This window comes from Ruminococcus sp. RTP21484sp1_RTP21277st1_D2_RTP21277_210401 (assembly GCF_040924225.1).
In the GTDB taxonomy this organism is placed as follows: Bacteria; Bacillota; Clostridia; order Lachnospirales; family Lachnospiraceae; genus Blautia_A; species Blautia_A faecis.
In genome coordinates this window covers 60,029-75,929 of record NZ_JBCOMJ010000026.1, presented here as the reverse complement: position 1 = coordinate 75,929, position 15,901 = coordinate 60,029, and the positions used below count along the sequence as shown (strand labels likewise).

Below are 15,901 nucleotides of genomic sequence, written 5' to 3'. Positions count from 1 at the left end.
AACGTTGCGACGCGCGGCGGTGAATATACATTGTGAAATCGCGTCCGGAATAACGACCAACACATTAAATAGCAAAATCACATTCGGGAATTCTATAACACTTCATATCTCAAAAATGTCAATAGCACATAATTACAATCTAACACTATTCCACAACAAAAATGTCCAGTCCAGCAAAAAATTGTGCATATCATAACACAAAAATTGAAAGAGCAATCCAAAATTAGTCCATTTTACACAGAGCATCGATATGATATTATAATCCCATCAAAAAGCTATAGAACATAGCAAATAAAAATGATACGGGAGGTTTTTTCATGAAGAGAAAAGTAGCAATGGCAATGGTAGCAGCAATGGCAGTTGGTTCATTTGCAGTTCCGGTAATGGCAGAAGACGGAGCAGCTGGCGGAAAGATCGGTATTTCAATGCCTACACAGTCTCTGGAGCGTTGGAATCGTGATGGTTCCTATCTGCAGAAACAGTTCGAAGATGCTGGATACGAAGTAGAGCTTACATACTCTGACAACGAGACAGACCGTCAGGTAAACGATATCCAGAACCTGATTTCCGACGGAGTTAACCTGTTAGTTGTAGCAGCTATCGATGGCGAGGCTCTTAATACAGTTATGGATGAAGCAGCAGATGCAGGAATCCCGGTTATTTCCTATGACCGTCTGATCAAGTCTGACGCTGTTTCCTATTATATTTCTTTTGATAACTACACAGTAGGTACCCTTCAGGGACAGTACGTAGTAGATACTCTGGATCTGGACAATGCCGGAGACAAGACATACAATATCGAGTTTACAGCTGGTGATCCTGCTGATAACAATGCCGGATACTTCTTCAATGGTGCATTTGATGTATTAAAACCATACATTGATGCAGGAACCTTAAATGTAGTTTCCGGACAGACTGATTTTGATTCTGTTGCAACACCTGCATGGGATACCCAGACAGCACTTGAAAGAATGCAGAACATTCTGGCATCCTACTATGCAGACGGAACACAGCTTGACGTAGCTCTTTGCTCCAACGACTCCACAGCACTTGGTGTAACACAGGCAATCGAGTCTGACTATGCTGGTGATAACACAGTTCTGATCACAGGACAGGATGGTGACGAAGCAAACCTTGCAAACATCGTTGATGGAAAACAGTCCATGACCGTTTACAAAGCAGTTGCCAATGAAGCAGTCGTAACACTTGACCTTGCAAAAGCAATGCTGGCTGGTGATACAATTGATGAGTCCCTGATTGAAAAATCTGGTTGGGATTTCGAGTGTGCATATGATACAGAATCCTATGAGACATCTGATGGAAATAAATGCCCATCCTTCCTTCTGGTTCCTACTGTTGTAACAAAAGACAACCTTCAGGAAGCACTGGTTGACCCAGGATACTACACAATGGACGATGACGGATATCTTCATCCGGCAAACTAATAAAGGCTGAACGAAAACGTCATACAAATCAAAAATAAAGTTTTAAATGTGGGCGGGGTGAAAAGCCCCGCCTGCTTTATGGGAAAGGGGGCGCCATTTTGGCTGACAATATTTTAGTAATGGAACACATTACGAAGGAATTCCCCGGTGTCAAAGCTTTGGATAACGTTAACCTTGAAGTTCAGCGTGGCGAGATTCATGCGCTGATCGGTGAGAACGGTGCGGGAAAGTCCACATTGATGAACGTATTAAGTGGTCAGTATCCATACGGCAGCTATACTGGAACGGTTACCTATGAGGGTGAAGAGTGTAAGTTTAAAAAGCTTAATGACAGCGAGGCAAAAGGTATCGTTATTATTCACCAGGAGCTTGCATTGATCCCACTGCTTTCCATCGGTGAAAACATGTTTCTTGGAAACGAGATCAAAAATAAAAGAGGAGCCATCGACTGGGATAAAACATACAGCGAGGCTGAGAAACACATGGCCCAGGTAGGTCTTCATGAATCTGCCCAGACCCTGATCAAAGATATCGGAACCGGCAAACAGCAGCTGGTAGAAATTGCGAAAGCTTTTTCAAAAGATGTTAAACTGCTCATCCTGGATGAGCCGACTTCATCCCTGAATGATGAAGATGCAAAGATGCTTCTGGACCTGCTTATGGAATTTAAGAAACAGGGACTGACATCTATTATTATCACACACAAACTGAATGAGATCATTTACTGTGCAGACCGTTGTACCATTCTTCGAGACGGAAGCACAATCGAGACACTTACAAAAGGCGTGGATGACTTAAGTGAGGACAGGATCATCAAAGGAATGGTTGGACGTCCTATGGAAGACCGTTATCCGAAGCGTGAGCACAATGTAAGTAAAGAAGTGATGCTGGAGGTAAAGAACTGGACGGTTCATCATCCTCTGTATCCGGAAAAAATAGTAGACGACAATATTTCCTTTAAAGTACATAAAGGTGAGGTTGTTGGTTTCTCAGGACTGCAAGGTGCAGGCCGTACAGAACTGGCAATGTCCATCTTCGGTAAGAGCTATGGAAGTGCAATTTCCGGAGAATTGTACATAAAGGGTGAAAAAGTAGATTTGAAAGATCCTCGTGCGGCCATCCAGCATGGTCTTGCATATGTAACTGAGGACCGTAAGACAAACGGACTGATCCTTGATGAGTCCATCCGTTTCAATACAACTCTTGCCCGTCTGAGCAAAGTCTGTGATAATGGAATTATCAACACAGACCTTGAGGTACAGCTGGCGGAGCAGATGACAAAAGAAATGGGAACGAAAACACCTTCCAATGAACAGCGTATTGGTAACCTGTCTGGTGGTAACCAGCAGAAAGCCCTCCTTGGAAAGTGGATGTTTACAGAACCGGATATTTTGATTCTGGATGAGCCTACCCGTGGTATCGATGTAGGTGCAAAATATGATATTTACTGTCTGATCAATCAGATGGTAGAACAGGGAAAATCTGTAATCATGATTTCCTCTGAAATGCCTGAAATCCTTGGTATGTGCGACCGGGTTTACATTATGAATGAAGGTAAGATGGCCGGTGAACTGGATGCAAAGGAAGCAACCCAGGAAGGCATCATGGCACATATCATGCAGAATCAGAAGAAATAATGAAAGGGGAAAACACTATGAATTCCAAAATCAAGGATTTTTTAAGAAAATATACGATGGTCATTGCGCTTGTAATCGTATTTATCCTGTTCTGTGCTCTGACTGATGGACGACTTCTTTTTGCACAGAACATGTCAAACCTTATGCTCCAGAACGGATACGTCCTGGTTCTTGCATGTGGTATGTTGCTCTGTATCTTAACTGGTGGTAACATCGATCTTTCTGTTGGATCTGTTATCTGTTTTGTAGGTGGTGTTGCCGCTGTCCTGATTGGCAGCAAGGGCTTCAATCCATTTATCACCATTCTCCTTTGCCTGGTAATCGGTCTTCTGGTTGGTGTATGGCAGGGCTACTGGATTGGTTATAAGAGAATTCCTCCATTTATCACAACACTTGCCGGCATGTTCATTTTCCGTGGATTTGGACGTCTGGTACTGGATAATAAGACAGTATCTATCCAGAACAAATCTTTCCTGAATGTATTTACATCCTACATTAACATTCCGGGACTTGATGATGGAAAGAAATATTCAGCACTGATCGTTGGTGTTCTGATCGCATGCTACATTATTTTCTCTACCATGCGTTCCAGAGCAAACAAAGCGAAAAAAGGTTATCGCCAGAATACAGCAGCTTCTGATTACAGCAGAGCAGCCGTGATTGCAGTTGTTATTCTGTGGTATTGCTACAAATTGTATCAGTACAAAGGTATCTCCGTAATGCTTGTATGGGTAGTTGCAATCTGCATGATCTACAACTTCATCACATCCAAGACAGCGTTTGGACGTTACTTTTACGCAATCGGCGGTAACGAGAAAGCAACACAGCTTTCCGGTATCGATACAAATAAGGTTTATTTCATTGCATATGCAAACATGGGCTTACTTGCTGGTCTTGCCGGTCTTCTCTGCGCAGCACGTGTAGGTTCTGTAAATGGTAGTACAGGTACATCCTTCGAGATGGATGCAATCGGTTCCTGTTTCATCGGTGGTGCTTCTGCATACGGTGGAAGTGGTACTGTAGGCGGTGTTGTAATCGGTGCTCTTCTCCTTGGTGTTATCAACATGGGTATGTCAATCATGGGTATCGGTGATTCCTGGCAGTATGTTGTAAAAGGTGCCGTACTTCTGATCGCAGTTGTATTTGATGTTATCTCTAATAGAAAATCCAACTAAATAATTGCCAAAAAACTGCTGAGAGTGCAGTAAGTAATCAGAAACTACTGTTCACTGGTGACGTTCCGCGAGGCGTTTTTTGTGAACAAAGTTCACAGAAAACCCGAGAATTGCGGCGCGAAATCATGCGAATGCATGATTTCTGTGCATCGCGAAGCGTGTTGCTGGTCACGGAGTGAACAGTAACAATCAGAAAGGAGCTGTTGCAGAAATGCAATGGCTTCTTTTGCATATAGCATGCAAATATGGTAAACTGTAGATGTTTGAAAGCATATTTATTTTATAATAAAATGGCGGTTTGCCTACAGGCAAAAGCGCGGGCAATAAAGGAACTTATTAATTATGAAAAAATCCACATTGACTGTTTTTTTTATTATAGTAGGCTGTATGTTATTTCTCTCTGGAATCTGGATTTATTTCCAGAAAAAACTGGATCAGGTGGATCTTGGTGAAGGCGAGGGTGCATCCAGCTACGCAAAACATTATCTGATGATAGCAGGAGCGGAAAATACCCTGATGTGGGATTCTATCTATGAAAGCGCCAGCCAGGCGGCAAAGGATGCAGATGCTTATCTGGAATTGATCGAGCCCGGGCACGATTCCAATTATAATCAGGCGGATTATCTGCGTATTGGAATTGCCTCCCAGGTGGACGGGATCATTCTGGAAGCTGATGGAAGCGATGAAGAGCAGGAACTGATCCAGGAAGCCTCAGATGCGGATATTCCGGTAGTTACGGTGCTGACAGATGATTCCTCCAGTGCCAGAATCAGCTTTGTTGGACTGAATAGTTATCAGCTGGGAAATGCTTACACGGAACAGATCCTTGGACTTTTAAAGGAACATGAGAATACGCAGGTCCTTCTTTTGGCAAATTCCCAGTCCAAGACACAGGAGACCAATCTGATCTATTACCAGATTAAAAAAGAACTGGAGAAAAAAAAGAAGGATTATCAGACCGTAACGATTTCAGAATACAACATTGACAGCAGCTCTGGCTTTGATACAGAGGAATTTGTCCGGGATATTTTTGTAAGCGAGGAGAACCTGCCAGATGTGCTGGTGTGCATGGACGAGGTTGTGACAGAGTGCGTTTACCAGGCTCTGGTTGACTATAACCAGGTTGGAAATGTGGATGTAGTTGGTTTTTATTATTCCGATGTAATTCTGGATGGTATCAGCAAAGGGATTATTTCTTCAGCTATCGCTCTGGATATGGATGAAATCGGAAGATACAGCGTGAATGCCCTGGAAGAGTTTTCCTCCTTGGGACATACCAGCAACTATTACAGTGTGGGTCAGCATGTGATCACCAGAAGCAATGTTGGTGCTTACAGAACGGAGGGGAATTAAATGAGAGAGAGAAAAGGAAGCCTTTCCGTCCAGAATTCCATACAGACAAGATTAAGCTTTGTTATGGCCCTTGTCATGGTGTTTGTAGTATGCATCAATTTTTTTATCTTTGAACAGATCCATACCGGTGTAGACCGGATTGATGCTGTTTTTTCCAGCAATGCAGCGATTAATGATCTCTCGGATACCTTAAACAAGCTGGAAGGAACGGTTTACGAATATCTGAATATAAAGGGAACCAAGGCTCTGGAAAATTACTATCGCTATGAGCAGGATTACCGGGAGCTTCTGGATAAGCTGAATGACCGGAATGTGGACAATGAAGTAAAAATGCTGGAAAAAAATATACGCAGAATGTCAGAAAGCTATCTGAATCAGACCAGCGAGACTGTTCAGGCCAAGCGAGGCAGAAATATTGAGAAGTACAAGGCTTCTTATGAAAAAGAACTGCAGCTTTATAAATATATCAATTCTTATATTTACAAGCTGAATAATCTGCGTTTCCGGATGAATTCCTCCAATTACCAGCTCCTGCTTTCTTCTATGGATGTACTGTATCGGCTGGCGTTGGTGGTTATTTTCATTGTGGCAGCAGTAGGCGTGGCTATTATCATTCTGTTTGTGCAATCCATGATCCGGCCGCTGACCCAGCTTTCCAGTACTGCTCATGAGGTTGCCCTGGGAAATCTGAATGTGCCAATTCTGCCTGTTGTCTGCGAGGATGAGGTTGGCGTGGTAACACGGAGCTTTAATCAGATGCTGGACAGCATACGCATTCATATTAAACAACAGCGTGAAAGTATAGAGAAGCAGGCTCAGATGAAGGAGAGGGAGCTTCTTATGGAGACCCATCTGAAGGAAGCACAGCTGAAGTATCTTCAGGCTCAGATCAATCCTCATTTCCTGTTTAACTGTCTGAATGCTGGTGCCCAGCTTGCCATGCTGGAGGATGCAGAGCGTACTGGTGTTTTTCTGGAAAAGATGGCAGACTTTTTTCGATATAATGTACGGAAAATGGAGGATGACGCACTTCTCTGGGAAGAGGTGGATGCAGTTGACAATTATATTTATATTTTAAATGTCCGATTTGCCGGAGATATCAATTATGAAAAAGATGTGGATGAGGGAATCGGGAATTTCAGGATTCCAAGTATGATTTTGCAGCCTCTGGTGGAAAATGCAGTGCAACATGGAATCCACGACTGTATGGAAACTGGAAAAATCAGAATGTCTATTCACAAGGATGGAGATGATCTGGAAATCACAGTCAGTGATAATGGCGCCGGAATGACACAGGAGATGATCAGGTCTGTTATGGCAGGGAAAGCACGAAATAATGGAGAGGACCGTTATTCTACAGGTATAGCAGTAGGAAATGTAATTGACAGATTGGAACTGTATTATAAACAAAAAGGTCTTCTTACCATAGAAAGTGATGGTCTGGGACTTGGAACCAGTGTGCATATCACCTTACCGGTGGAGGTTGAAGGTACCAGTGAATGAGTAAAAAGTGATAGCACGGAGTATGCTGCAATGAGCAGTGAACAGAGGCTGAATAAAGGGGAGCAAAAAAATGTACCGTATTCTGATAGCAGATGATGAAGGACTTATGCTGGAGGCTTTTAAAGGAGTGATTCTGGCTGAATTCGGAGATAAATGCAGTGTGGAAACTGCGAAAACAGGAAGGGCGGTAATCGAGAAGGCGGAGACTTTTCACCCGGATATTGTGTTTATGGATATTCACATGCCTGGAATTAACGGAATCCAGGCCATGCGGGAAATCCGGAAGTTCAACAATTCCGCCTTGTTTTATGTGGTTTCCGCATATGACAAATTTGATTACGCTAAAGAAGCCATTAATCTTGGTGTGGAACAGTATCTTACGAAACCGATTTCGAAAAGTAAGATTATTTCTGTGGTGGAAGAAGCGACAGCAAAGGTGGATAAGGTGCGTGATCAGAGAAGTAATCTGTTGAAAATCCAGGAAAAGCTGGAGACAGTTATCCCGGTTGTGGAATCTGGTTATGTAAATTCTCTTCTTTTCCAGAAAGAGATGGCAGCAGCAGATTATTACCAGCAGCTTCTTGATATTGAATACAGCCAGGGTTATGTTATGGTGGTGCAGTTTGGACAAAGCTATGAAAATGGAAGACTGGTAAGCCCGGTTGGAATGAATGTGAAAGCCCAGAGCTTTTATCCGGAATTCCGGGATGTGGTGAAGTCTGCTTTTCCTTGTGTGGTTGGAAATATTATGTCCAATCGTATCCCTGTAGTAGTACCTTGTGAAATTTTTCAGAATCCTTATGAAGACCGCATTGATCTGGTGGAAAAGGCAAGAGAACTGGTGGCAAGGCTGGAAGGCAGACTGGATGCAAAATTCCGTGTGGGAATTGGAAGAGTATGGGAAATGGAAGAGCTTGAGAGATCTTACCGTGAAGCACTCCGGGCATTAAACGGAAGCCTGAGCCGGGTAATTCATATAGAGGATCTTTCCCAGAATGGTGTCTATGACGAGGCTTTTCCCGGCAATGATGAGAAGCGGATGTTCCGCTGCCTTGAGGAAGGAAATGAAGAGGGTATGCTCCAGGAGGTGAACTTCTTCTGTGACTGGATGGTGGAGCATTATTCACAGGATATGAATAATATCCGCCTGAAAATACTGGAGTTTATTATCTGGGGAGAGAAGATTGCTTTTGAAAGCGGCGCGATCAATTATGGATTTAGTTACCGCAGAGACTATTTGGATACTGCCATGTCGCTTTCTACTTATGAGGATCTTCGTAAATGGTTTCAGGAAAAGATGGTAAATGTATGCCGGGCAATCCGGGATCAGAAGGAAGATCAGTCTAATTCCGCGGTAAAGAAGGCCATGCTTTATATTCAGGAAAATTACAGCAGGGATATTTCTCTGGATGATGTATCCAGCCAGGTGAATATCAGTCCTTATTATTTCAGCAAGATTTTTAAGGAGGAGACTGGGGAGAATTTTATTGAGTATCTGACCAGAGTCCGGATCGATAAAGCCAAAGAGCTTCTGGTGGATGAAAATGTGAGCGTAAAGGAAGCGGGAATCCAGAGCGGCTATTCAGATCCAAATTATTTCAGCAGGATTTTTAAGAAGCAGATGGATATGACTCCAAGTGAGTATAAAGCGAGGTATGGAAAATGAGAAAGTGTCGTTGGCTGATCTTGTCGCTGGTTTTGATCCTGGCAGCTGCATTGGCAGCAGGCTGCGGAAGTAAGCCTCAGGAGCCGCAGAAGGAAGAAGCAAAAGAGGAAGATAAGCTGCAGATCGGGCTTAGCTTTGACTCTTTTGTAATTGAGAGATGGCTGCGGGACCGGGATATGTTTGTTTCTACTGCCCAGAGCCTTGGGGCTGAGGTGAATGTGCAGGTGGCCGGAGGCGTTGTGGAAGAGCAGATCTCCCAGATAGAGTATTTCATTAAGAAAAAGATGGATGTGATCGTGGTGATCCCTATTGATGGAAATGCTCTGTATGATGTGCTGAAGGAAGCCCGGGAAATGGGGATTTATATAATCTGCTATGACCGCATTGTGGAAAATGTTAATGCAGATCTGTATATTACCATTGATAATGAAAAGGTTGGAACCCTTATGGGAGAGGCGCTGATCCAGGCTTGTCCGGAGGGAGGAAATATTTTTGCCATCAATGGATCTCCTACAGACAGAAATGTGGATGAAGTTGTGAGGGGGTTCAATAAAGCCATTGAAGGCAGTAATCTGAATGTGGTTTATACGGAATATTGCGATAACTGGATGGCAGAGCTGGCCGGAAATTATGTGACTCAGGGGTTGGAAGTTACAAAAGATATTGTAGGAGTGATGTGCGGAAATGATGATCTGGCAAGTCAGGCAGTGAAGGTATTGTCGGAGAACCGGTTGGCAGGGAAGGTTGCTGTGGTGGCTCAGGATGCGGATCTGGCAGCTTGTCAGAGGATTGTGGAAGGTACACAGGAAATGACCGTCTATAAGCCTATTGAACTGGAAGCGAATACGGCGGCAGAGTTCGCTGTAGCGCTTGGCAAAGGAGAGGATATTACTTCAGGAGAAGGGGAATACAAGGCGGTAGAAACTTTCAATGACGGGACATATGACATTCCTTATTATAAAATCGATCCAATTGCGGTGACAGCGGAAAATATGGATAAGGTGATCATTGATGGGGGATTTCATACGAGAGAGGATGTTTATTTGAATATTCGATAAGGAAAGGTGCTTCAAAGCGGACGCAGTGCGGACGAAATAACAAAAAGACTGGTTCTTCATGTAGCTGCAGGAAGAACTAGCCTTTTTTTGTATGGGGGAAAAGAATTTTTTATGCATATACTCTGTCGATTTGGATCACAGCACAATAGTTGCCATCGTCCATATTGCGGATGCGCTCTTTGAGGAGATTGGTGATCTCTACGTTTGTGAGTTTGCATTCGAAAGGAACCGCTACGTCGAAGATCAGGTTTGTGTGGGTAGGACCTTCTACTATGCGAAAATCGTGAATGGAAAGACGGCGGTCCAGATTGCGGGTGATTTCTTCAATCTGGCTGCGCATTTCATTGACCTCCTTGTTGTCTGTAACAATGGGATCAATGTGGATGGTGGCAGAACAATTCAGTTTGTCCTGAAGCTCATGCTCAATGTTGTCAATCTCATCGTGGATGATCAGCAGATCTCCGTGGGCGGGAACCTCAGCGTGGAGGGAAAGAATCAGTCTGCCTGGACCGTAGTCATGGACAATCAGGTCATGCATGCCGTGGACAAGGGGATGGGCAAGAACGATCTCTTCGATTTCCTCTACTAAATTTTTCTCCGGGGCTTGTCCGAGAAGGGGATCAATGGTATCCTTCATTGTAGTGATTCCGGTATAGAAGATAAAAATGCCAACCAGAACACCGAACCATCCGTCCAGCACCAGTCCGGTAAGCTGACTGATGATAGTTGCCAGAAGAACCAGACTGGTGGAAACTGTGTCACTTAAACTGTCTCCGGCTGTAGCCTGCATGGCAGTACTGTCGATTTTGTGACCGATAGTGCGGTTATAGTAGTACATATATATTTTTACCAGAATAGATGCAATAAGGACAGCAATAATAACCGGGCTGCATTCAATGGGCTCCGGGGTGCGGATCTTGTCAATGGAGGAGCGGATCAGCTCGAAGCCCATGATCAGAATCGCAACTGAGACAAGAAGTCCGGAGATATATTCCATGCGTCCATGTCCAAAGGGATGCTCTGTATCCGGTTTTTGTCCGGAGAGCTTGAAGCCCACCAGAGTGATCACAGAGGAGCCTGCATCCGATAAGTTGTTGAAGGCATCCGCCGTGATGGCAATAGAGCCGCTTAGGATTCCGGCAAGCCATTTTCCTATAAAAAGAAAAATGTTCAAGGCAATTCCCACAGCTCCGCAGAGCATGCCATAAGACTGGCGAACCTGGGGGGAGCTGTAGTCTTTGTAATCTTTGATGAAAAAACGGGATAAAAATGTTATCATAAAAACTTCACCTCAAATAAAGGAACTGTTCAGTTCTCTTACAGTTACGCGCTTTGTGATGCACAGAAAGGCGAAACTTCCTGCGGCACTTCCACAGCTGCCGTCAGGGGCTTTCATAGTGAAAATGTCTCGCGGAATAGTACTTGCTGAATCGTTACCTGAAAAAATAAAATAGTTACTGTGTATCCGGTGGATACATTCTTTCTAATGTAGCACATTGCGGAGAAAAATACCAGAGAAAATTTATAAAAAACGCTTGACAAAGAAAATTTATAAAATGCCTGATTAAAGTGTGTATAAATTGTTGTTCCAAAAGACACCTGTTGTGGATGGGCGTGTATAAGGTGGAGACAGCAAGCAGGCTTTGTGGAAAAGCTGATCAGCAATCCAGGAAGAATGTGGAAAACTTTTTGAAAAAAAGATGGAAATATGGGGAAAAAGTGGTTGACAGAAACGGAGGCTTATAATATAATAACTCAATGTGACGTAGTGCGAGATACTTTAGCCAATAGCCCCGGCGACGGTATTTATCAGCGGTTTCGGACATTTCCGCAGTAATTGCACCATCGTTTCCATATTACTAACATATGCGAGAATTCGCATTTATACAAACAATCGTTGATAAATAACAGGAGGTAAAACCATGCAGACTTATATGGCTAATCCAGATAAAATCGAGAGAAAATGGTATGTAGTTGACGCTGAAGGCTGCACCCTTGGCCGTCTGGCTTCTGGCGTAGCAAGCGTTTTAAGAGGAAAGAACAAACCTCAGTTTACACCACACGTTGACACAGGTGATTATGTAATCGTTGTTAACGCTGACAAGATCAAAGTTACAGGAAAGAAAATGGATCAGAAGATCTACTACAATCACTCTGATTATGTAGGTGGAATGAAAGAGACTACATTAAAAGAGATGATGGCTAAGAAACCTGAGAAAGTTGTTGAGCTGGCAGTTAAAGGTATGCTTCCAAAAGGACCATTAGGAAGAGAAATGTATACAAAACTTTTCGTTTATGCCGGACCTGAACACAAACATGCGGCTCAGAAACCGGAAGTTTTAACATTTTAATTAGGAGGTAGAAAACATTGGCTAGCGCAAAATTCTACGGAACAGGAAGAAGAAAAAAATCAGTAGCAAGAGTTTACCTTACCCCAGGTACTGGTAAAATCACTATCAATAAAAGAGACATTGATGAGTATTTTGGATTAGACACACTTAAAGTTATCGTTCGTCAGCCACTGGCTGCTACCGAGACAGAAGGAAAATTTGACGTTCTTGTAAACGTACACGGTGGCGGATACACAGGACAGGCTGGTGCTATCAGACATGGTATCTCCAGAGCACTCCTTGAGGCAGACAAAGAGTATAGACCAGTTCTTAAAGCAGCTGGATTCCTTACTCGTGATCCTCGTATGAAAGAGCGTAAGAAATACGGTCTCAAAGCAGCTCGTCGCGCTCCGCAGTTCAGCAAGCGATAATTTCAATCGAATGCAGAAAACTATTAAAACCTCGGAAAACCTTGATTTTCCGGGGTTTTTCTTATGTTTTGGATTCTGAAAATTTTCTAAAAAAGTGGTCAATTTTGAAGCGTAGCACATACGTGTAGCACACACGTAGCATACAAATTCGCTTGACAGATTTGGAAAATACTGATAAAATGCGGACAATCTCATATTAGAGTTTTCTGTGGGGCAACCGTGAAGATTTAGGGGGCTAAAATCAGATCGGGACAGAGGACAAAAAGAAAAAGGGTACCCGTAGTGGGACACCCTTTGAGAACTGTTGATTCTTGTTGAACTTGATCGGGCAGAACAGGAAAGAGAAATCACAGTGAAAGGTATAAAAGATGGAATTGCAGCTAGTACCAAGAAGTCTGGACGTAAACAGGGGCAACTTGACAAAATGTCGCCAGAATTAGAAAAAGATATTAAAAAGTTTCTTACAGATCGTAGCATAAAACAAATAGATTTAATGAATAAATATAATATAAGTAGAAACACATTAAAAAAATATATTGAGTATATTGCAAACAAAAAATGCATATGATATAATGCCAATAGGCAAAGAGATTATAAGTCCATGCGGACAAAAGAGTGAAAGCCCTCGAAGTTGCAGCTTCTTGGGCTTTCTTCTTATTTATTATAGTGGATAAGAAACCACTAGGTTAGAGTTGTCCTACTTGCCGTCATCTAGCCATTTGCAAACATAGTAGGCAATTATGCTTGCCGTACAGGAGACAAGAAACGAGATTATAATATCCATGCGGTTCACCTCCTCCCGTTGTCGGGTATCGGTTGGACAACGTAAGTATTATATCATAGAACAATGCGTACGGAAAGACTGGACTTGAAACATATACTAGAGCCTGTTTGAAAAATCATTCCCGCAATCTGCACGCCCCACTTTGCGGTATATTTTGCCCGAATTCAGTTGCCGTAGCCCGCTACGGCGCCTTCATCCGGACAAAATCTCCCACAAATTGTGACGCACATCTTGCAGAAAGCCTTTTTCAAACACGCTCTAGGGTGGGGGTATAATATAAACATGCCGGGGGGCGAATAAGGTGCGGAATCATCCTTAGAAAATAAAAAAGACTTTTTCAGAATGGGGCAGCACGTATGCATCAAAACTCACAGCATCTATGTGGCCAGATTTAAAGTGAATAGATAAAGATAAGAAAAGCAGATATGAGTAATAATTATTGCATTATCAGTATCTGCTTTTTTCTGTTTATTTTTTTCCTTTCCATTCTCTCTTTCTCCCACAATTTTGTTTATGGCATCGATCAGAACCAGGATATCAAGATGAGTGTAGACACGTTCTGTAAGCGTCATAGCTCCAGAATGTCCAACAATCTTTTTGATGGTAGTTTCATCAATGCTGTGTTCTTTCATCATGGAAATTGTAGTGTGGCGACCACTTAATTCCAATCTGTTCCATGATTGTGGTGTAATAACTGTCTTTGTAGTTTCGATAAAGGAAGTGTTTCCCGTCAGGTGTTCATTATATGAAAAGACTTATAAAATATTTTTTTTTGTGCACTGAATAATCACAAAATTGAGATTCTTTCTTTGTTTTTCATATCTAGGAAAAGTTTGTGGTACAATACTGAAAGGTATCATTGCTATGCAGAGATTTCTTTGTGAGAATCTGTATCGGAGGAATTAGGATATGCAGAATATATTAGTTGTAGAAGATGATTCTGATTTGAATCAGGCGATCTGTTATTCTTTGAAAAAGTCAGGATATGGAGTTTACGGTGTGACTTTTATGGAGAAAGGGAAGCAGATTTTTTTTGAGAATCAGATAGATATGGTCCTTCTGGATGTGAATCTTCCAGATGGCGAGGGCTTCTCTTTTTGCCAGTGTGTAAAAAAGCAAAAAGAAGTTCCGGTCATTTACCTGACAGCCAGGGATATGGAGGAGGATGCTCTGACAGGATATGAATCCGGGGCAGAAGATTACGTTACTAAACCATTTTCAATGAAGATTTTACTTAGAAAAATAGAAGTCATTTTAAAAAGAACTGCTTCGGTCAATCGTCTGATTTTTGCAGATGAGTATTTATATATAGATTTGGATCATGCACGAGTAACGGTAAAAGGTCAGGAATGCCCCGTCACACCGACAGAGTGCCGTCTGCTTCGTCAATTTCTTATGAACCGGGGACAGCTTCTGACTTATGATCTGTTATTGGAGCGGCTGTGGGACAGTGGAGGACAGTTTGTGGACAAGCACGCACTGGCAGTAAATGTGAATCGTCTGAGAGGAAAGGTTGAAGATAAGAATCATAGGTATATTTCAAATGTATATGGGATGGGATATCAATGGATTGGCTGATATATATCATGATGATAATTTTATTTGCAGCAGTACTGGTATTGTTATGGAAAAACTACCGGATAAAAAAAGAAGCGAAGTTGTTTGCTGAAAAGGTGGAAGATGCTCTGGATGCTATCGTAACAGGAAAAGAATGGAATATGGAAGAAGAATTGGAGGATAGCCTCTGGGGAAGAACAGGAACACAATTAGTGAAAGCCGGGCACGTATTTCGGAAAAAAGAAGAAGACGGTTTTCGTGAGAAAGAAAGAGTAAAGGGATTGATTTCTGATATATCCCATCAGATAAGGACGCCCATTGCCAATATTAAACTATACCTGGAACTTCTTGAGGACGAGGAGTTTTCGCAAAGCGGTCAGGAGTTTTTGGGAAAAATCAAAGGGCAGATGGAAAAAATTGATTTTTTAATGCAGAGCATGGTAAAAATGTCAAGGCTTGAAACGGGAATTCTGCAAATACATAAGGAAGACAAAAATCTATACGAAACAATCCGCCACGCAGTTGCCGGTGTGGTTCCGGGGGCGGCGTTGAAGGGTATTGATCTATATGTGAACTGCGAAGAAAATATGATAATCCGTCATGACAGCAAATGGACGGAGGAAGCAATTTATAATATTCTGGATAATGCACTCAAGTATACCGAACCAGGTGGAAAGATCCATATTCAGACAGAAAGACAGGAATTATTTTTTAAGATCAGCATTTCCGATACTGGAAAAGGGATTGCCCCGGAGAGGCAGGCAGAGATCTTTACAAGATTTTACCGTGAGCCGGAGGTTCATGATAAACCAGGGGTTGGGATCGGATTATATCTTGCAAGAACAATCATGGAACTTCAGAAGGGCTACATAGAAGTACAGTCTGAAGTGGGAAAAGGAGCGTGTTTTCGCCTGTATTTACCGGTGATTAAATCGTAACATAACCGATCGGGGATTGTCACA

The 15,901-nt window shown here is 42.6% G+C and carries 14 protein-coding genes and 2 pseudogenes; 13 read left to right on the top strand and 3 right to left on the bottom strand.

Translation table 11 applies throughout. The features are described from left to right. Positions 1–317 precede the first annotated feature (317 nt). From AB5706_RS16455 to AB5706_RS16425, 7 genes are all read left to right on the top strand, one after another. Positions 318–1,445, top strand: a complete 1,128-nt coding sequence (locus tag AB5706_RS16455; RefSeq protein WP_173736424.1) for a substrate-binding domain-containing protein — start codon at positions 318–320, stop codon at positions 1,443–1,445. A gap of 98 nt (positions 1,446–1,543) precedes the next feature. Further along, on the top strand, positions 1,544–3,082 hold the full coding sequence (locus AB5706_RS16450; RefSeq protein WP_173717150.1) for a sugar ABC transporter ATP-binding protein: 1,539 nt from the start codon (positions 1,544–1,546) through the stop codon (positions 3,080–3,082). 17 nt (positions 3,083–3,099) lie between these two features. Further along, positions 3,100–4,257, top strand: a complete 1,158-nt coding sequence (locus tag AB5706_RS16445) for an ABC transporter permease subunit (protein WP_173717151.1) — start codon at positions 3,100–3,102, stop codon at positions 4,255–4,257. Between the two features lie 342 nt (positions 4,258–4,599). Continuing rightward, positions 4,600–5,610, top strand: coding sequence for a sugar ABC transporter substrate-binding protein (locus AB5706_RS16440; RefSeq protein WP_173717152.1), 1,011 nt, complete (start codon positions 4,600–4,602; stop codon positions 5,608–5,610). Beyond that, positions 5,611–7,113 (top strand): sensor histidine kinase, encoded by a 1,503-nt coding sequence (locus tag AB5706_RS16435; RefSeq protein ID WP_173717153.1) that lies wholly within the window; start codon positions 5,611–5,613, stop codon positions 7,111–7,113. Between the two features lie 70 nt (positions 7,114–7,183). Beyond that, positions 7,184–8,779, top strand: a complete 1,596-nt coding sequence (locus AB5706_RS16430) for a response regulator (RefSeq protein WP_173717154.1) — start codon at positions 7,184–7,186, stop codon at positions 8,777–8,779. Beyond that, positions 8,776–9,837 carry a sugar ABC transporter substrate-binding protein gene (locus tag AB5706_RS16425; RefSeq protein WP_173717155.1) on the top strand — a complete coding sequence of 354 codons (1,062 nt, stop codon included), beginning with the start codon at positions 8,776–8,778 and terminating at the stop codon, positions 9,835–9,837. The genes AB5706_RS16430 and AB5706_RS16425 overlap by 4 nt, the downstream gene beginning before the upstream one ends. A gap of 109 nt (positions 9,838–9,946) precedes the next feature. Here the strand turns inward: AB5706_RS16425 and AB5706_RS16420 are convergent, their stop codons facing one another. Then, on the bottom strand, positions 9,947–11,116 hold the full coding sequence (locus AB5706_RS16420; protein WP_173717156.1) for a cation diffusion facilitator family transporter: 1,170 nt from the start codon (positions 11,114–11,116) through the stop codon (positions 9,947–9,949). A 643-nt stretch (positions 11,117–11,759) separates the two neighbouring features. Here AB5706_RS16420 and rplM point away from each other — a divergent pair. The 3 genes from rplM to AB5706_RS16405 all read left to right on the top strand — a co-directional run bounded on the left by rplM (position 11,760) and on the right by AB5706_RS16405 (position 13,166). Then, a complete protein-coding gene (gene rplM, locus AB5706_RS16415; protein ID WP_117853326.1) occupies positions 11,760–12,188 on the top strand; it encodes a 50S ribosomal protein L13 in 429 nt (142 codons plus the stop codon). A 17-nt stretch (positions 12,189–12,205) separates the two neighbouring features. Continuing rightward, complete coding sequence (gene rpsI / locus AB5706_RS16410; protein ID WP_118580486.1) at positions 12,206–12,598, top strand: 30S ribosomal protein S9; 393 nt, start codon at positions 12,206–12,208, stop codon at positions 12,596–12,598. A 304-nt stretch (positions 12,599–12,902) separates the two neighbouring features. Beyond that, entirely contained in the window at positions 12,903–13,166 is a 264-nt protein-coding gene (locus tag AB5706_RS16405; RefSeq protein ID WP_173717171.1) for a recombinase family protein, read from the top strand. Positions 13,167–13,435: 269 nt separating this feature from the next. On the opposite strand, the pseudogene AB5706_RS16400 reads toward AB5706_RS16405, so the two are convergent. Further along, positions 13,436–13,600 (bottom strand): annotated as a pseudogene (locus AB5706_RS16400) (DUF6783 domain-containing protein). Here AB5706_RS16400 and AB5706_RS16395 point away from each other — a divergent pair. Beyond that, positions 13,550–13,657, top strand: a pseudogene (locus AB5706_RS16395) (DUF6783 domain-containing protein); the annotation flags it as partial. The pseudogenes AB5706_RS16400 and AB5706_RS16395 overlap by 51 nt on opposite strands. Before the next feature lie 102 nt (positions 13,658–13,759). Here AB5706_RS16395 and AB5706_RS16390 read toward each other — a convergent pair. Further along, entirely contained in the window at positions 13,760–14,050 is a 291-nt protein-coding gene (locus AB5706_RS16390) for a P-loop NTPase family protein (RefSeq protein WP_173717148.1), read from the bottom strand. 241 nt (positions 14,051–14,291) lie between these two features. On the opposite strand from AB5706_RS16390, the gene AB5706_RS16385 reads away from it, so the two are divergent. Together AB5706_RS16385 and AB5706_RS16380 are read left to right on the top strand one after the other, a co-directional pair. Continuing rightward, the gene (locus tag AB5706_RS16385; protein ID WP_368366196.1) at positions 14,292–14,960 is read left to right on the top strand and encodes a response regulator transcription factor; all 669 of its coding nucleotides are present in this window, start codon (positions 14,292–14,294) and stop codon (positions 14,958–14,960) included. Continuing rightward, complete coding sequence (locus tag AB5706_RS16380) at positions 14,948–15,877, top strand: sensor histidine kinase (RefSeq protein ID WP_173717173.1); 930 nt, start codon at positions 14,948–14,950, stop codon at positions 15,875–15,877. The genes AB5706_RS16385 and AB5706_RS16380 overlap by 13 nt, the downstream gene beginning before the upstream one ends. Positions 15,878–15,901 lie beyond the last annotated feature (24 nt).